Genomic DNA, 16,531 nt, shown 5'->3' on the forward strand with positions numbered 1-16,531 from the left:
TATAATGATGATTGCCCGTTTGGAGTGATAAAATGAATTTTGAAATCAATAAGCTATTGCAGGAAAAAATAATCCCTTTTGAATTTGTTGTAAAAAATACGGATTTAAATGATATAGAGGGAGAACTGGATGAAAATGGAGCCTTAGTGTGTGGAACCATTGAGAAAATATCGAAAGGTAATTTTCTGGTGACCTTCACCGTCGAGATGACCATGATCTTTCCCTGTGCGCGTTGCCTAGAACCAACCCCCATCAATTGTCTTTATGACTATACGGATACGGTAACGGTTGAAGATGATGAAGCGGTACTTGATTTATTGCCCATCATTGAAGAATGCATTTATATTAATGAACCTTTCCGTGTACTGTGCAGTGAAGATTGTGCGGGTTTGTGTCCAAAATGCGGCAATAATTTAAATCACGAGCAATGTGAATGTGACAAATTTGGTGATTATGATCCTCGATTTGAAGCGTTAAAAAATTTATTGTAAGTGAAATGACTTTACTATTAGGAGGTGTGAGTGATGGCTGTACCAAAGAGAAAAACTTCTAAGTCAAGAAGAGACAAAAGAAGAACACATTACAAATTAAATATTCCAGGAATGAGTACTTGTCCAAAATGTGGTGAAATTAAATTGCCTCATCGAGTTTGCAAGTCTTGTGGCACATACAAAGACGTTAGCGTTATCAGCTTTAACGAATAAACAGAGTTTAGACTCTGTTTTTTCTCTATCTGGGATTATTTTAGCTGGATAATTTTACCGATAGTATTTACTGAATAGATTTTTTCTGGGATAATAGACAGATATTAAGGAGGTCGTTGTTTTGAATATATTTTTAGATGCCATGGGTGGCGATCATGCGCCCTATGAAATCGTCAAGGGTGCTATCGATGCGGTCAAAGAATATGACGTCAAGCTGACCCTGGTGGGTCACAGGCAAGCCATTGAAGCAGAGCTTTCAAAATACGATTATCCTAACGACAAAATAGAAATTCTACATGCTGAAACTGTCATTGAAAACACCGAAGAACCAGCCATGGCGATTCGCCGAAAACCAGATTCCTCATTGGTGGTGGCGCTGGACGAAATGAAAAAAAGAGACAATGCTGTCTTGATTTCGGCCGGCAGCACCGGAGCACTTTTATCAGGTGGGCTCTTAAAGCTTGGCCGGATAAAGGGGATTAAACGCCCGGCGCTGGCAGCGACTTTGCCAAAAAATGACGGGGTGGTTGTGTTGATTGACACCGGTGCCAATGCCGATTGCAAACCAGAATATCTGGAACAATTTGCCCAATTGGGAAAAATTTATTCAGAAAATGTTTTAGGTAAAAAAAATCCGGGGATTGGTCTGATTAATATCGGTGCTGAAGCAAAAAAAGGCAACAGTCTTGTAAAAGCCGCTTATGAGCTTTTGGAAGCTGGAGAATTTAATTTTTTGGGCAATGTGGAAGCACGCGATATTCCCGAAACAAAGGCCGATGTATTAGTCTGTGATGGATTTACTGGTAATATCGTCTTGAAATTAACCGAGGGCATTGCAGAGTATCTGCTTAAGGGAATAAAGACATCAATTATGAGCAACACCAAAGGGAAAATTGGAGGAATGCTGATTAAAGACAATTTAAAAAGCTTTAAAAAACAATTTGACTATGCCGAATACGGCGGTGCGCCCTTTTTAGGTGTAAAGGGTGGAATTATTAAAGCTCACGGCAGTAGTGACGCCTTTGCCATCAAAAATGCGGTGAGACAGAGTATTAGATTTATTGAAAATGATGTATTGCAAAAAATAACTGATAATGCAAAAAATATGGAGGCTTAAGTCATGGATGAACGATTTTTAAAAGTAACGGCAATTATTTCAGAACAGCTGGATGTTGACATTGAAAAAATTACCCTTGAAACCTCACTCATTGATGATCTGGAGGCAGATTCACTGGATGTGGTTGAGTTAATTATGGCATTCGAAGATGAATTTGGCACAAAAATTGACGAAAGTGCATTAGAGAATATTCAAACCGTTGAAGATATCATCAACGCAATCTCCTGAGCAAAGAAGGGTGTCGCTGTGAAACACCGGCACCTTTTTTCATTAAATTAGAAATTTGTACCAGGTCTTGTTCGTTTTGGTACTTTTGATGGGAAAAAGCGAGAAACGTCCAGTTGACATCTCGTAATCAAGAAGGGGGGATATTAAGTGACAATCGAAGAAAAAATCGATTACCGTTTCAAAAAAAAGGATTTATTAAAAGTAGCATTAACACATAGTTCACATTCAGGAAATTCAACCAATAACGAACGACTTGAATTCTTGGGGGATGCAGTATTGGAACTGATTATCAGTGAGTATTTATTTTTATCTCACAAATTATCCGAGGGTAAAATGACGAAAATCCGTTCCAATATTGTATGTGCCGAGTCGCTTTCCAAGGCCGCCTATGAGCTCCAGCTGGGGGATCATATTTTCTTGGGAAAGGGTGAAATTGTTACCGGAGGGCGACAGCGAAAATCGAATCTTGCCAACGCATTTGAGGCCCTGATCGGGGCTGTTTTTTTAGACAGCAATTTCGAAACAACCCGAAAAGTCGTTCTGAAAGTGCTGGAAAGCAATATTCAGTTGGCGTTGTCCGGTGCACTGGTTAAAGACTATAAAACGGAGCTCCAGGAGTATATTCAGAAAAACAATGACAACGTCATTGAGTATGTCCTGGATCGTTCCGAAGGGCCAGAACACAATAAGACCTTTTATATTAAATTGATCTTTAATGGCGATTGTGTGAGTCATGGCATTGGGAAAAGTAAAAAAGAAGGGGAACAGGACGCTGCCAAAAACTATTTAATGAAGACCAGGAAAATTTAATTATAATGGGATACAGCGGGAAATTGAGGTGAGGGCTTGTATTTAAAAAAATTGCGATTGTCGGGGTTTAAATCATTTGCAGACCCGGTAAGCCTTGAGTTTTCAGAAGGTATTTCTGCAATTGTCGGCCCTAACGGCAGTGGAAAGAGTAATATCACCGACGCCATCAAGTGGGTCTTAGGTGAACAAAGTATAAAATCCCTCCGGGGTAAAAAAATGGAAGATGTTATCTTCTCGGGAACAGAAAAAAAACAAGCCTCTGGTTATGCCGAGGTTGTTTTGATTTTAGACAATAAAGATGGTTCATTGGAAAACTATCCCCAGGAAATAGCGATTTCAAGAAAACTATTTCGATCAGGGGAAAGTGACTATGCCATTAATAAAAAAAGCTGCAAACTAAAGGAAATCCACAGTATTTTTATGGATACCGGTTTGGGAAAAAATGGTTATTCGCTGATCAGTCAGGGCAGTATTGAAAATATTTTAGCCAGCAGTCCCACCGAGTTGCGGAATATTTTTGAAGAAGCAGTGGGAATTGTTTCTTATAAAACAAAAAAGAATGAGGCCGAAAAAAAACTGGAGCAAACCCAGGGTCATTTGGATCGACTTCGGGATATTATGACAGAAATCGAAAAACAGGTGGGACCATTAAAAAACCAGTCCCGGAAGGCCACCAACTGGTTAGCCCTCCACGAGGAATTAAAAACCGTTGATCTGGTAATTTTTTATCGAAAGATGAGTAGTGCCGTCGCGGAATTGGATGAATTAAAAAAGAATCTTGAAGAGCAGCTTAAAAGATGCGAAGAAATTGAGGCACTGATCCAGAAAAAGGATCAGTTGTATCAGAAACTGACCATCGAGAATCGCGAGTTGGATCTCTTGGTTGATCTCGAAAAGAAAAATCTGTCAGTCCTCAGATCAGATTTCGATCAGGTTCAACGAGAGGATATCCGTTGCAAAAGCCAGTTGGAAGCCAACGAAATAACCCAGGAGCGTTTAAAATCGGAAGCTGAAAGCCTGGCATCCCGGATGGCCGCAACCCTTGAGCGGATCAATGGACTGGAACTTGAAAAGAAAGTTCTGGTGGAAAATCTTCAGACCCATGAGTCGGTCAGGGGTGAATTGGAAAATAAGCTAAAGCTTTTATTGAATCAAGAAGAACAAGAAAATGACCGGATCAAAGCGACCCAAGATGCCATTCTAAATCATCAGTCACTTTGTGAAAAACTCGAAATGAAGCGCTTAGAAATCAAAACCTCGATTCAAGAGGCAAAGACGGAGTCGTCTTTTATTGAAAAGTATCTCGATGAAACCGAGACCAGCCAAAATCAAATATCAGCTGATCTGGAACAGCAGAGAAAAGAAGTCAGCAGTCTGCTAGCAGAAAAAAAACAACGGGAAGACCGTTATCAGCAGTTGCAAACCCAATATAATCATGATTTGGGGGAACAAAAAAAACTTCAGAATCAGGCCCACCTGGTTTCCAATAATTTGAAGGTTAACGCTTCAAAGGTGGAGTATTTAAAAAATATTCAAAAAAACTATCAGGATTATTTTCCGACCATTCGAAAACTGATGACTTCAGAAAAACTGTTAGGTCCGGTGATCCATGAAGTGTACGGCCCGGTTGGCGAACTCATCGCCACCGAACCCAGGTATCTCCAGGCTATCGATATTGCTTTAGGCGCAAAAAGTCAGAATATTGTGGTTGCCAGCGTCAAGGTTGCCAGCGATTGTATTAATATGTTAAAACAAGAGCGTCTTGGTCGGGCGACTTTTTTGCCCCTGGATAATTTAAAATACAGTTCGATCGATGACCGAACCCGAGCAGTGCTTAAGAATATGCCTGGAGTTGAGGGAATTGCCAGTGAGCTGGTTCAAACCGATGCCGCCTATGGATCTGCCATCGAAAGTCTTTTGGGACGAATTATCGTCGCCAGAGATTTTGCGTCGGGAAAAGATATTCAAAAGAAAATGGCCGCCAAGTTTACCGTGGTTACGCTCGAAGGTGAGATATTCTATCCCGGTGGAGCCATTGTCGGGGGCCAAAGCAAGGATAATCGACAGTCGCCGCTTTCTAAAAAAATTGAAATCCAGAATCTGGAAAATGAAATGGACCAGCACAAAAAAGCCCTTGATGCAATTAAAAACCAGGGGGCCATGTCGCAAAAATCGTTGGCCGAGGCGATTGATCAGCTGAAGGAGCTGGAAAACCAGTATAACGGCTGCAAACAAGCGCTGTGGGAAAAGAATAAAACAATTGAAGATCTGACCGGAAAGCAACATGAGAGTAAACAGTCGATTTTGGTTCAGAAACAAAAGCTGCAGGCACTGAGTCAGAAACTGGAAAAATTAAGCAAAGCGTTGACAGAAATCGAAGCGGCTTACAATCAGGCCAAAGAAGCCACAAAAGATCAGGAATCCGATGATTTCGCCCAGGCGATCAGACAACAGTTGGATGCCGTTCGTTTAAACATATCAGAAAATCAAATGATTATCACCAGGATTAAAGGCGAGATAGCTGGGTTTGATCAACAGATTGTCTTGATGCAGGAACAATTGACTCACCAGACAACCAGAAAAATAGCGCTTGAAACTGAAATGACAAGCTATCAGCGGGAATCAACGGAATTAATTCGACTTCAGGAAAAACTGGGGTCTGATCACCAGCGCTTAAGCAAAATGATTGAAGCCCACCGGGATAAAAATCAACAAGCCGCAGCGCTTCAAAAAACCAATGCCCAGCGGCTGGAAACACTCCAGGAAGAAATAAAAAACGACAATCACCAATTGATTATTGACAACGACAGAAAAAACACCATTTCCTCCCAAGTAAATAGCATGCAGCTGCAAATGAATCATTGGGAAGAGAATATCTATAAGAGTTATGAAATTAATTATTTAATGGCCGAAGATGCCTATCAGCAGCTGGAGGCAGATCAACAGCTTGATGCGTTGGATTTGTCCGAAGAGCGACAACGGACATTAAGAGAAAAAATTGGCGCCCTGGGTAACGTGAATCTCAACGCAATTGAAGAGTATGAAGAAATTCTGGTCAGACATGATTTTATGAAAGCACAAATGGATGATCTCAAAGCTGGGAAAAGTGAGCTGTTGGATATTATCAACACCCTGTACGACGCGATGACCGAGCAGTTTAAGGCTAACTTTATCAAGCTTCAGGAAAACTTTACCCGGATCTTCAGTATTTTATTTGAAGGCGGCCGGGCTTATCTGGAGTTTACCGATCCCACCGGGGTGCTGGAAGGGGGAATTGAACTGGTGGCGCAGCCGCCAGGAAAACGGCTACGCCATATTTCCCTGCTTTCCGGAGGTGAAAAGTCAATGGTCGCCATTGCTCTGCTCTTTTCCTTTCTGGAAATTAATCCGTCCCCTTTTTGTGTGATTGATGAGGTGGACGCCGCTCTGGATGATCATAATATTTATCGTTATATTTCTTATCTCAAAAAAGTGGCGGAACATAATCAGTTTATCACCATCACTCACCGTCGCACCACCCTGGAAGTTTGCGACAATCTCTATGGGGTGTCGATGTCCAAGGATGGGGTATCCCAATTGGTGTCGGTCCGACTGACAGATTACGCTTAAAATAATGAGCATGGAAAATTGCAAACTGGACTATACAGCATATTCATTTTCGCAAGGATCTGTGGAGCTAAAACTAAGGAGGCAACTATGGAATTAAGTTTGTATGAACGGATGCGCAACAAACTGCTAAAAACGGCTGACAATTTCAAGGAAAAAATTGAAAATGTCATGTATATGGGAAGTTTTGATGATGATTTCTTCGACGAACTGGAGGAAACCCTGATTCTCTCAGACTTAGGGGCGCAAACCTCGGTGAAAATTACCGAGTCGCTGCGGGCTAAAATTAAAGAAACCCGATCAAAAAGCAAGGAAGAAGTGATGGGCTTTCTAAAAGAAATCCTCGTGGAAATGGTTCAGGTGGAAACCGAAAAACCGCAGCTGCCGACGATTATGCTGGTTGTTGGCGTCAATGGGGTTGGGAAAACTACCACCATTGCCAAGCTTTCTGAGCGCTATAAAAAAGAAGGAAAAAAAGTTGTCATTGCGGCTGCCGATACCTTTCGGGCCGCGGCAGTGGAACAACTGGATGAGTGGGCCAGACGGGTCGGCGTGGATATTATTAAAAGCACCACCGGCGCGGATCCAAGTTCAGTAATCTTTGATGCCATTGGCGCGGCTAAGGCCCGGAAAGCCGATATTCTAATTTGCGACACCGCCGGCCGTCTCCATAATAAGGTTAACCTGATGAAAGAACTTGAAAAGATCAGCCGGGTGATAAACCGCGAAGGGGACGGCTTCTCGATTCATAATTTAATGGTCCTAGACGCCACTACTGGCCAAAATGCCATTAACCAGGCCAAAGTCTTTCATGACTGTGTGGAAATCAAGGGGATCGTTCTGACTAAGCTGGACGGCACCGCCAAAGGCGGCATTGCTATTTCAATTATTGACGAAATGCAGATCCCCATCGAATATGTCGGTATCGGGGAAAAATCGGAGGATCTCATCGATTTTGATCCCAAGAAATTTGTCGATCTGCTATTTGAATAAGGTTTTAAGTAACCGCAAAATCAGGTGCCGCAGGTTGTCGCAACTTTTAAATTATGGAGAATAAAATTATTGAAGAAATGTACTGAGAATCAGGAATAAAAGCTTGACTTTTTTGCCGCCAGGACTTACAATAGATAAGTCGTCAAGTAAATTTCCTTTACGACGATAATGAAGGTGCATATGGAAAAAAAAGTAGGGGAACAGTATTTATTTGATTTTTATGGTGAACTGCTGACTGATAAACAGAAGCAGATTTTAGAGTATTACTATGACGACGACTATAGCCTGGCAGAAATTGCTGAGGTTATGGCGGTTACCCGACAGGGTATTTTTGATGTGATTAAACGCTCTAAAGCCATGATGGAAGCCTATGAAGAAAAACTGGGACTCATCGCCAAGTTTTTAGAATCTCAAATTCTTCTGGAAGAAATAGAGAAGGAACTATTGGATTGTGTTGATCGGGAAAAAGACGAACAGCTAAAATCTGAATTGATGCTGGTGATTGAAAAACTGAAAAATGTCAGTGAAGAAAACTAGAGGTGACAGATGATCTTTGAAGGATTAAATGAAAAATTCCAAAATATATTTTCCCAACTAAAGCGCAAAGGAAAACTCAGCGAAAAAGACATCCAGGAAGTTAATCGGGAAATTAAAATGGCTCTTTTAGAAGCCGATGTCAATTTCAAAGTTGTTAAGCAATTTACCAAAAATATCGGTGAACGGGCGATTGGCCAAGAGGTGCTTAGCAGCCTGACTCCAGGGCAGCAATTTATCAAGATTGTCAAAGATGAAATGACAACCCTTCTGGGCGGCGAAATCGAGCGTATGGACTTTGTTCAGGGACGCCAGAATGTTTATATGATGGTGGGTCTTCAGGGTGCTGGTAAAACGACGACAGCAGCCAAACTGGCAAACCTGCTACGCAAAGAGAAAAAATTCAAACCCTTGCTGGTTGCCTGTGACGTCTATCGTCCGGCGGCAATTAAACAGCTGGAAATCCTCGGGGATGAATTAAAGATTGACGTCTATTCTGAACATGATGTAAAAGATCCGGTGGGCATAGCCAAGCGGGGAATGCAAAAATCAATTGAAGGTCATTATGATCTGGTGATCATGGATACAGCTGGTCGATTGCAAATTGATGAAGCACTGATGGATGAACTGGTCAATATCAAAGAAGCTATCAATCCCACTGAAATTTTATTAACAGTCGATGGGATGACCGGGCAGGAATCGGTCAATGTCGCCAACGAGTTTAATCGCTTGCTTGATATTTCAGGAGTAATCCTGACCAAACTGGATGGAGATACCCGCGGCGGGGCCGCTTTATCGATTACCTATACGATTGGCAAAGCCATAAAATATATCGGAACCGGTGAAAAATTGACCGATATTGAGCTCTTTTATCCGGACCGGATGGCATCGCGTATTTTAGGAATGGGAGATGTATTATCCTTCATTGACAAAGCCCAAAGTATGATGGATGACGAAAAAGCCAAAGAGCTGGAAGAAAAGTTCAGAAATCAGGATTTTGATCTCAATGACTTTTTAGATCAGATCAAACAGATCGAAAGCATGGGTTCCATCAGCAGCTTATTGGAAATGATGCCGGGAGCCAATAAAAAAGCATTGAAGAATGTGGATTTATCTGGGGCTGATACAAAAAAAACCGAGGCCATTATCTTATCCATGACGCAGGAAGAACGACATAAACCAGGGATCATCAATGCCAGCAGACGAAGACGAATCGCGTTGGGAAGCGGCACCATGGTTGCGGATGTTAACCGGTTGTTAAAGGGATTTGAACAATCAAAAAAAATGATGAAACAAATGTCAAATCCGAGCATGGCTAAAAAAGGACGCATGAAGCTTCCATTTATGTAAAATCAGTGTTATCAAGGACATTATGTCATTAGATAAAGAAGTTAAGAAAGGGGGAACAAACATGGCAGTTAAAATCAGATTAAAAAGAATGGGTAAAAAGAAAAAACCTTTTTATAGAATCGTTGTTGCAGATGCACGAGCACCACGTGATGGTAAGTTCATCGAAGAAATTGGATACTACAACCCTTGTGTTGACCCTGCACTCGTAAAAGTAGATGCAGATAAAGCCAAAACATGGTTGGCCAATGGCGCAAAACCAACGGACACCGTTAAGTATTTATTAAAAAGAGAAAACGTAATCGAGTAGTACCAGGAGGTAAATGATGAAAGAACTTGTGGAAATTATTGCAAAAGCTCTTGTTGAACACCCCGATGCGGTATCTGTCCAGGAAGTTGAAGGCGAACAATCCATTATTTTGGAATTGAAAGTTGCTGACGACGATATGGGCAAAGTCATTGGAAAACAGGGGCGCATCGCAAAAGCAATTCGTACCGTCATAAAAGCCGCTGCCACGAAAGAAGATAAACGTGTCATGTTGGAAATTATCCAATAAAGGCATTGGGCTGTGTATACAGCTCTTTTTTTTCGTGTCTTTTTAGGGCATAAAAACAGGAGATAATAATGGAAAATAATAATCGTTTAATCATCATTGGCCGTATTCTTGGTGTTCATGGAATCAAGGGCGAATTAAAAGTTCTGCCCCTGACCGACGATCCCGGACGTTTTTATGATTTGGACTCGATCACCCTGATCCATGACAAAACTGAAACAGATTACAAGATTACCAATTGCCGCCTCCACAAAAGCAACGTGCTACTGTTTCTCGAAGGCATCACCAACCGCAATGATGCGGAAACATTGACAGGCAGAGAAGTCGGTATCCCGAAAGAATTAGCGGTTTCGTTGGCTGAAGATGAATTTTTTATCGAAGATTTATTGGGGTTGCCGGTTTACAATGACGGCCAGCTACTGGGAAAAATTACCGATGTGATGCAAGCCGGTGGGGTGGATGTTTATACCATTACCACAGGCAAGAAAATCTACTGTGTACCGGCGCGAAAACTCTATTTCACTGAAATCAATGTAAAAGCCGGCCGAATCGATGCAAGCATCCCCCAGGAAATATTGGATCTATGAAGTTTTACTTTTTAACCTTATTCCCGGAAATCTTCGAAACTTATTTTCAGACCGGGATGATCGGCCGCGGTGTCAAAGCGGGTTTAATCGACTATAGCGTGATCAATATTCGAGATTTCTCCGGCAATAAACATCATAAAGTGGATGATACCCCTTATGGAGGCGGTGCTGGAATGGTGATGGCGGCGCCACCAATTGTTGCGGCCCTGAAAAGCATTCCTGATTTTAGCAATTACCCGGTCATTTATTTAACTCCGGGGGGCAAACCATTTGAACAAAAAGATGGGCAGAGGCTTTCGGTGTATCCGGGTATAATTTTTATCTGCGGCCATTATGAAGGTATCGACCAGCGAGTTATTGATGGTTATGTGGATCTCGAATTTTCAGTTGGTGACTATGTCTTGACCGGCGGCGAATTACCAGCCTTGACCATGGCTGATGCCATCGCCCGACATATTCCCGGTTTTCTGGGAAACGGCGACAGTTTAGCGGAAGAGTCTTTTGAAAGTCATCTGCTGGAGTATCCCCACTATACCAAACCCCGGGAATTTGAAGGTGCAGAAGTACCAGAAGTCCTTTTATCCGGCAATCATGCCGAGATTAATAAATGGCGTTTAAACCAGGCAGAGTCACGGACGCGATTAATACGGCCTGATTTATTTGAAAAATACGAAAAACACAATAAAAAAAAAACTTGCACAAAGAATAAACAAAGTGTATAATATGTCAGTATGTTATTAAGAGAGACGGTCCTCTGTACGAGATGCATGAACGTCGGAAATCGAATATTAAGGAGAAAAAAATGGACATTATTAAAAAGATTCAATTAGAAAATATGAAGGCAGAGCCACCAAAGTTTAACGTTGGTGATACTGTTAAAGTTCATGTTAAAGTAATCGAAGGTAAAAAAGAAAGAATTCAGATTTTTGAAGGCATCGTCCTTAAAAGACAAAACGGCGGCGTTGGTGAAACGTTCACCGTGCGTAAAATATCTTCTGGCTTTGGAGTTGAACGAACCTTCCTGATCCATTCACCAAAAATCGAAAAAGTTGATGTGGTTAGACGTGGTAAGGTACGTCGAGCTAAACTTAACTATCTTCGTGATCGAGTTGGTAAATCAGCAAAAGTCAAAGAAAAAAGAGCGTAATTCAGAGGCTGTCAAGCCTCTTTTTTGGTTAACTGGTGTTTTAAAAATAATTAGTTACTAGCAAGGAAGTGAAGAAATGAAAGAAGATCAGGAATCTAAAGGTAATTTGGAACTTAAAGAATGGATACAATCCGCAGTGATTGCCATTGTTCTTGCTTTTATCATAAAAATGTTTTTATTCGACTTTGTCATGGTCCAGGGAAGCTCGATGTTTCCTACCCTGGTTGAGGGGGATCGACTGATTGTCAATAAAATCGGCTATACCATTGGTGAGCCAGACTATGGCGATATTGTGATTCTGAGCTATAGCGACAGTGTCGAGTATGTCAAGCGGGTGATTGGTAAAGGTGGCGATACGATCGAAATAAAAGACATGGTTGTTTACCGTAATGGCGAGCCCTTATCTGAAGACTATATCAACACCGATCCGTATGAGGATTTTTCTGAAGTTACCGTTCCAACTGGCACTTATTTCGTTATGGGTGATAACCGGGCTAACAGTTCAGACAGCCGTTATTCAAGTCTTGGATTTGTGGAAAGGGATGCCATTGACGGAAAAGTCATCTTTAGAATTTGGCCCCTTTCGGAAATTGGACTGGTATAATAATGTCAGCAGAAAAAATTGAATATATCCAGTGGTATCCGGGCCATATGGCCAAAGCTAACCGTGAAATAAAAGAAAAACTCAAACTGATCAATGTGGTCATTGAAGTGGTCGATGCCAGGCTGCCGCTATCAAGCAAGAATCCCGAGATCAACCAGTATACCTGGAACAAGCAGCACATTTTGTTACTGAATAAGTCGGATTTAGCTGATCCGGAAGTGAGTCTAGAATGGATCGACTGGTTTAAGAAAAATACTGAAATCGAGAAAGTCGTGTTGTTTGACGCCTTTGACCGACGGATGAAAACCGATCTGGTCAGAACCATTCATGAGTTGAATATTAAAGAAAAAGCGCAGGTAAAATGCCTGGTTTGCGGAATTCCCAATGTTGGAAAGTCAACGGTGATCAATAGCCTGATTGGCAAAAAGAAAACCCAGATTGGCAATAAACCAGGGGTTACAAAGGGTCAGCAATGGCTTAGCACCCCAGACCACCTGATGTTGCTGGACACCCCGGGAATATTATGGCCAAAGTTTGAAGATCCGCTGGTGGGGCTGCATTTAGCCTGGTTAGGTTCCATCAAAGATACCATATACGAAAAAGAAAATATTGCCGCGGATCTGCTGAAATATCTGTTAGTGTATTATCCCGATGAACTGGAAGCAATATATAAAATTGAGGTTGTGGGTAAAAACCTTCCGGAGGTTTTCGACGCCATTGCCAAAAGTCGGGGACTGCTCGTTAAAGGCGGCGAATACGATTATGCCCGCACCAGTGTGTTAATTCTCAACGATTTTAAAAATGGCCGGATCGGTCGGATCACTTTGGAACGACCGGAGTAACAACGTTTATCAATTATTTAAACAATCAGTTTCTGTTTATCAGAAAGCTGGTTGTTTTTTAGTTGTCAGACAGTATGCCAGAGAAGAGTCAGTGGATGGCTGATACTTTAAGCTGTGGGGACTGAAAATTGTTTAATGGGAGCATCTGACTATTTTTTATTGAAGATCTATAGTATAATGGCGATATACAATATTGACGAATAATAAAAGAGGTAATTATGAATTCATTTGAAAAGATGACTGTCACAGGTATCAAGGAATACATCTCACAAAAGCAAATGCAATCATATCCTGATCTGATCCCAGCGCTGAAGGACGACCCCCGGGTAGCCGTTAAAAAAATTGGCGAATCTCTGGAGAAGAAAGTAGCAGCCAGAGATAAAGAAGTTGATCGAATAGTAAAAATGAAATCTATTGAAGCTGGCTATTATCAGAGTGGTATTCTTAGAATTGGCGGAATCGATGAGGTTGGCCGGGGACCGTTAGCGGGACCAGTGGTAACCTGTGTCATTATTCTAAAGCCGGACTCCAGCCGCTTATATGTCAATGATTCTAAGAAGGTATCCAAGAAAATTCGTGAGAGCTTATGTGAACAGTTGCTTGAAGACGCAGTCGATTATGCGATCGGTCAGGTAGATAATGATCTGATTGACAGTCTCAACATTCTGAATGCCACCAAAAAGGCGATGACCGATTCATTAAACACATTATCTGTTAAACCAGATCTGCTGTTGATTGATGCACTGCACATCGACTCAGAAATTCCCCAAAAATCGATAATTCATGGTGATGCCACCAGTTATTCAATTGCAGCGGCGAGTATCGTTGCCAAGGTTTATCGGGATAATCTGATGCAGATTTTTCACGAACAGTATCCGCAATACGGTTTTGATCACAATATGGGCTACGGTACTGCCGAACATATTGATGCGTTGCGTAAGTATGGGCCAACACCTATCCACCGCAGCAGTTTTATTCAGAATCTAGGTTTGTAATGAAAACCCACAATGTAAAAAAAGGGAAGGCCGGAGAAGAATTAGCGGTAGCATTTTTAACGAACTCCGATCATCAACTTTGTGAAATGAACTATAAAAAACCATCTGGTGAAATTGATCTTATTACTCAGGATGGTGACACTCTGGTTTTCGTCGAAGTGAAGTATCGAAAAAACCTCGACTACGGATACCCCCGGGAATCAGTGACCCGTGCGAAACAAAAACGAATTGCCAAAACAGCGCTCTGGTATTTAAAGGAGAAACAGCTTGATGATGTCAATATCCGCTTTGACGTCATTGAAATATATTATTGTCCGGATGGGGAACAAGTGATCAATCATTTTGAGAACGCTTTTTCATACTGATCAAAATTTTTTAATCAAAATCGATGCTAAACTCGATTTTTATACTGAAAATAAAACAGGGCTGAAGTCAGAAAATCTGACTTCAGCCCTGTTATTTTTAAATACTATTGGCCGTCATCTACCGAGATCAGAAAAACCTTTTCAGAATAGGTACCCTTATTTTCTTTATTCTGAATTTTTAAATAATCAATATGAAGTGGCTCATACTCAAAGGTCTCCACAATTGCATCCAGCAATTCGTAGATATCCGAAAGTTCATCTTCCGAGGGTCTTTTCAAAAATATTTGAGCCTTTTCGAGAAGCTTGTCTTTTAATGCATCTCGAACTTCTGATTCACCTAAGATTTTGTACTCACAGGTACGTCCGCTGTCTCTAATGATTTCAGGAATTTTATCCCGAACAATTTTGTTGTACTCAACTTTCATAAACTATCACCTCAAGCATATTATACCCAATGGTTCCATTTAAAAACAAGAGGGATAATTTATTTTTAAGAAAAAACCTGACTGATTCCGATTTGATGTTGTGATATAATAAAAGGATAAGATAATTGGAATGAGTGCCACAAATTTTCTGGAAAGAGAACCAGCTGAAGTCATTCTCTGCGTTTTCGCGGGAATTTTGGGTATGTATCTCTTAATTGCTTGCGGTTGTCATCTCGATTAAAGATCAAAACAAGCTACTTATCAATAAAAATAAAACTAGCGCTTGTATTTTTGCTGAAGAAATACTATTATAATTAGAACAATTCTATTTTATAATAGCGATCAAATAAATGGTTTAAAACTACTACAATCCTATCTAGATGGCCGCAAAATTTTGGTTAAATGTCGGAAGGAGGGTTTTATTATGGGGAAGCTAATGATATCAGTGTTAATATTGGCAGTGATCAGTGTAAGTATTTTTACTTTCAACTATATAAGTCCTGGAAAATTGGACTCAACAGAAGAGCTTTCATCGAATCTGAATCAAATAAAAGAAGTTGAAATACCAACTGACAAAATAATAAATGCAAAAGATTATGGAGCAAAAGGAGATGGGGTAACAGATGACACAGCGGCCTTACAAGATGCAATTGATGAATCGAGTAAAGAAAATGCGCTGTTGGTCATACCAGAATCGGAGCAGCCATATTTTATCACAAAACAATTGATCCTCAGTAAGGACACGCACATTAGCGGTTATGGAGCTGTGTTATTTATGGCCCCGGAAGAAGACACAATCCGGAATATGCTTTGGTCAGATCCCGATGATATTGTTACAAATATTTCAATCCAAGGACTGACTTTAAGATCAGAAAATACCATTGCAGGGGTTGATTATTATGCAAATAGTATGGTCAGTAATGTTCAGGGAATGTACTTTCAAGGTGTAGAAACAATGAAGATTAATGATGTTTTCATGGATAATGTCTATGTTGGTTTAAAAATATCCCAAACCGGTAATCAGAAAAATAAAGATATAAAGGTGAGTAATTTAAAAATAGACCATTCTGGGATGCCGATACAGGTTTCGGGTACCAATGGCTTTAGTATGGTTGACAGTATCCTGAATTCAAATGAAGGTGGAACGAAATGGTTGCATTCTGCATATCTGCGAGGTGACAACAGTAATTTTTATTTTAAAAATGTTGAGTTCAATAATGCGTCTGGAGGAGGAATAGCAATTGCTGGAAATCCACAGTACAATAATCCGCCTGAAAACATGGTGTTTAAAGACTGCCGTATCAAAGATAGTGTTGTCGGCGTTCATATCAATAGTGGCGCCAAAAACATAACAATATCTGGCCTGGTTATTGAAGGGAGCAGCTTGGGGTTTAAAATCAACGAAGCGTCGGAATTAAACATTGATGAGGTGAGCATCAGCGGATCAAAATGGAAAGAGAATGACCACGGCGGTTTTAGCATTGAAAATGTTGGACAATCGACAATTTCAAATATTACAATAGATGCCAGTGATATAACAGAATCCTTATGTTTGTTGATTGGAAATATTGAAGATCTGAGATTATCTTCATTTGAAGATAATAACGTAAAAAATATTCCCTTATATAGCGTTAACAGTACCGCAAAAATAAAAAATCTGATTATTGAATAAT

General features: G+C 40.8%; 20 protein-coding genes. 19 read left to right on the forward strand and 1 reads right to left on the reverse strand.

Annotation, left to right across the window (positions count from 1 at the left end; translation table 11 throughout):
- The first annotated feature begins 32 nt into the window (after window positions 1-32).
- The 18 genes from A3KS_RS0109730 to A3KS_RS0109810 all read left to right on the forward strand — a co-directional run bounded on the left by A3KS_RS0109730 (window position 33) and on the right by A3KS_RS0109810 (window position 14,433).
- Window positions 33-491: a YceD family protein gene (locus A3KS_RS0109730; RefSeq protein WP_026394764.1), complete on the forward strand. Its 459-nt coding sequence runs from the start codon at window positions 33-35 to the stop codon at window positions 489-491.
- A gap of 33 nt (window positions 492-524) precedes the next feature.
- On the forward strand, window positions 525-704 hold the full coding sequence (rpmF, locus tag A3KS_RS23160) for a 50S ribosomal protein L32 (RefSeq protein ID WP_084504954.1): 180 nt from the start codon (window positions 525-527) through the stop codon (window positions 702-704).
- A gap of 121 nt (window positions 705-825) precedes the next feature.
- Window positions 826-1,821 carry a phosphate acyltransferase PlsX gene (gene plsX, locus A3KS_RS0109735; protein ID WP_026394765.1) on the forward strand — a complete coding sequence of 332 codons (996 nt, stop codon included), beginning with the start codon at window positions 826-828 and terminating at the stop codon, window positions 1,819-1,821.
- Between the two features lie 3 nt (window positions 1,822-1,824).
- Window positions 1,825-2,049 carry an acyl carrier protein gene (gene acpP / locus A3KS_RS0109740; protein ID WP_026394766.1) on the forward strand — a complete coding sequence of 75 codons (225 nt, stop codon included), beginning with the start codon at window positions 1,825-1,827 and terminating at the stop codon, window positions 2,047-2,049.
- A gap of 147 nt (window positions 2,050-2,196) precedes the next feature.
- On the forward strand, window positions 2,197-2,859 hold the full coding sequence (gene rnc / locus A3KS_RS0109745; RefSeq protein ID WP_026394767.1) for a ribonuclease III: 663 nt from the start codon (window positions 2,197-2,199) through the stop codon (window positions 2,857-2,859).
- 36 nt (window positions 2,860-2,895) lie between these two features.
- Entirely contained in the window at window positions 2,896-6,468 is a 3,573-nt protein-coding gene (gene smc / locus A3KS_RS0109750; protein ID WP_026394768.1) for a chromosome segregation protein SMC, read from the forward strand.
- Window positions 6,469-6,555: 87 nt separating this feature from the next.
- Window positions 6,556-7,458 carry a signal recognition particle-docking protein FtsY gene (gene ftsY, locus A3KS_RS0109755; RefSeq protein ID WP_026394769.1) on the forward strand — a complete coding sequence of 301 codons (903 nt, stop codon included), beginning with the start codon at window positions 6,556-6,558 and terminating at the stop codon, window positions 7,456-7,458.
- Window positions 7,459-7,638: 180 nt separating this feature from the next.
- A complete protein-coding gene (ylxM, locus tag A3KS_RS0109760; protein ID WP_035355894.1) occupies window positions 7,639-7,995 on the forward strand; it encodes a YlxM family DNA-binding protein in 357 nt (118 codons plus the stop codon).
- A gap of 9 nt (window positions 7,996-8,004) precedes the next feature.
- Window positions 8,005-9,342 carry a signal recognition particle protein gene (gene ffh, locus A3KS_RS0109765; protein ID WP_026394771.1) on the forward strand — a complete coding sequence of 446 codons (1,338 nt, stop codon included), beginning with the start codon at window positions 8,005-8,007 and terminating at the stop codon, window positions 9,340-9,342.
- A 61-nt stretch (window positions 9,343-9,403) separates the two neighbouring features.
- Window positions 9,404-9,649 carry a 30S ribosomal protein S16 gene (gene rpsP / locus A3KS_RS0109770; RefSeq protein ID WP_026394772.1) on the forward strand — a complete coding sequence of 82 codons (246 nt, stop codon included), beginning with the start codon at window positions 9,404-9,406 and terminating at the stop codon, window positions 9,647-9,649.
- 16 nt (window positions 9,650-9,665) lie between these two features.
- On the forward strand, window positions 9,666-9,896 hold the full coding sequence (locus tag A3KS_RS0109775) for a KH domain-containing protein (RefSeq protein ID WP_026394773.1): 231 nt from the start codon (window positions 9,666-9,668) through the stop codon (window positions 9,894-9,896).
- 68 nt (window positions 9,897-9,964) lie between these two features.
- On the forward strand, window positions 9,965-10,480 hold the full coding sequence (rimM, locus tag A3KS_RS0109780; protein ID WP_035355897.1) for a ribosome maturation factor RimM: 516 nt from the start codon (window positions 9,965-9,967) through the stop codon (window positions 10,478-10,480).
- Window positions 10,477-11,202, forward strand: a complete 726-nt coding sequence (trmD, locus tag A3KS_RS0109785; RefSeq protein WP_026394775.1) for a tRNA (guanosine(37)-N1)-methyltransferase TrmD — start codon at window positions 10,477-10,479, stop codon at window positions 11,200-11,202. Before rimM ends, trmD begins: the two co-directional genes overlap by 4 nt.
- An 80-nt stretch (window positions 11,203-11,282) precedes the next feature.
- A complete protein-coding gene (gene rplS, locus A3KS_RS0109790; protein WP_026394776.1) occupies window positions 11,283-11,627 on the forward strand; it encodes a 50S ribosomal protein L19 in 345 nt (114 codons plus the stop codon).
- A gap of 76 nt (window positions 11,628-11,703) precedes the next feature.
- Window positions 11,704-12,231 carry a signal peptidase I gene (gene lepB / locus A3KS_RS0109795; RefSeq protein WP_026394777.1) on the forward strand — a complete coding sequence of 176 codons (528 nt, stop codon included), beginning with the start codon at window positions 11,704-11,706 and terminating at the stop codon, window positions 12,229-12,231.
- 2 nt (window positions 12,232-12,233) lie between these two features.
- Window positions 12,234-13,073, forward strand: coding sequence for a ribosome biogenesis GTPase YlqF (gene ylqF, locus A3KS_RS0109800; RefSeq protein ID WP_026394778.1), 840 nt, complete (start codon window positions 12,234-12,236; stop codon window positions 13,071-13,073).
- Between the two features lie 218 nt (window positions 13,074-13,291).
- A complete protein-coding gene (rnhB, locus tag A3KS_RS0109805) occupies window positions 13,292-14,068 on the forward strand; it encodes a ribonuclease HII (RefSeq protein ID WP_026394779.1) in 777 nt (258 codons plus the stop codon).
- A complete protein-coding gene (locus tag A3KS_RS0109810; protein WP_026394780.1) occupies window positions 14,068-14,433 on the forward strand; it encodes a YraN family protein in 366 nt (121 codons plus the stop codon). Before rnhB ends, A3KS_RS0109810 begins: the two co-directional genes overlap by 1 nt.
- Window positions 14,434-14,537: 104 nt before the next feature.
- On the opposite strand, the gene A3KS_RS0109815 is transcribed toward A3KS_RS0109810, so the two are convergent.
- Window positions 14,538-14,858 carry a nucleoside triphosphate pyrophosphohydrolase gene (locus A3KS_RS0109815; RefSeq protein WP_026394781.1) on the reverse strand — a complete coding sequence of 107 codons (321 nt, stop codon included), beginning with the start codon at window positions 14,856-14,858 and terminating at the stop codon, window positions 14,538-14,540.
- Window positions 14,859-15,282: 424 nt separating this feature from the next.
- Here A3KS_RS0109815 and A3KS_RS0109820 point away from each other — a divergent pair, with 424 nt between their 5' ends.
- Window positions 15,283-16,530 carry a glycosyl hydrolase family 28-related protein gene (locus tag A3KS_RS0109820; RefSeq protein ID WP_026394782.1) on the forward strand — a complete coding sequence of 416 codons (1,248 nt, stop codon included), beginning with the start codon at window positions 15,283-15,285 and terminating at the stop codon, window positions 16,528-16,530.
- Window position 16,531 lies beyond the last annotated feature (1 nt).

This window comes from Acetobacterium malicum subsp. dehalogenans DSM 11527, from assembly GCF_000472665.1.
GTDB classification, from domain to species: Bacteria; Bacillota; Clostridia; order Eubacteriales; family Eubacteriaceae; genus Acetobacterium; species Acetobacterium malicum.

Coding starts and splice junctions, on each gene's coding strand:
- A3KS_RS0109730 (WP_026394764.1), top strand. CDS start 33: ATGAATTTTGAAATCAATAAGCTATTGCAGGAAAAAATAATCCCTTTT.
- rpmF (WP_084504954.1), top strand. CDS start 525: ATGGCTGTACCAAAGAGAAAAACTTCTAAGTCAAGAAGAGACAAAAGA.
- acpP (WP_026394766.1), top strand. CDS start 1,825: ATGGATGAACGATTTTTAAAAGTAACGGCAATTATTTCAGAACAGCTG.
- ftsY (WP_026394769.1), top strand. CDS start 6,556: ATGGAATTAAGTTTGTATGAACGGATGCGCAACAAACTGCTAAAAACG.
- ylxM (WP_035355894.1), top strand. CDS start 7,639: ATGGAAAAAAAAGTAGGGGAACAGTATTTATTTGATTTTTATGGTGAA.
- ffh (WP_026394771.1), top strand. CDS start 8,005: ATGATCTTTGAAGGATTAAATGAAAAATTCCAAAATATATTTTCCCAA.
- rpsP (WP_026394772.1), top strand. CDS start 9,404: ATGGCAGTTAAAATCAGATTAAAAAGAATGGGTAAAAAGAAAAAACCT.
- A3KS_RS0109775 (WP_026394773.1), top strand. CDS start 9,666: ATGAAAGAACTTGTGGAAATTATTGCAAAAGCTCTTGTTGAACACCCC.
- rimM (WP_035355897.1), top strand. CDS start 9,965: ATGGAAAATAATAATCGTTTAATCATCATTGGCCGTATTCTTGGTGTT.
- trmD (WP_026394775.1), top strand. CDS start 10,477: ATGAAGTTTTACTTTTTAACCTTATTCCCGGAAATCTTCGAAACTTAT.
- rplS (WP_026394776.1), top strand. CDS start 11,283: ATGGACATTATTAAAAAGATTCAATTAGAAAATATGAAGGCAGAGCCA.
- lepB (WP_026394777.1), top strand. CDS start 11,704: ATGAAAGAAGATCAGGAATCTAAAGGTAATTTGGAACTTAAAGAATGG.
- ylqF (WP_026394778.1), top strand. CDS start 12,234: ATGTCAGCAGAAAAAATTGAATATATCCAGTGGTATCCGGGCCATATG.
- rnhB (WP_026394779.1), top strand. CDS start 13,292: ATGAATTCATTTGAAAAGATGACTGTCACAGGTATCAAGGAATACATC.
- A3KS_RS0109810 (WP_026394780.1), top strand. CDS start 14,068: ATGAAAACCCACAATGTAAAAAAAGGGAAGGCCGGAGAAGAATTAGCG.
- A3KS_RS0109815 (WP_026394781.1), bottom strand. CDS start 14,858: ATGAAAGTTGAGTACAACAAAATTGTTCGGGATAAAATTCCTGAAATC.
- A3KS_RS0109820 (WP_026394782.1), top strand. CDS start 15,283: ATGGGGAAGCTAATGATATCAGTGTTAATATTGGCAGTGATCAGTGTA.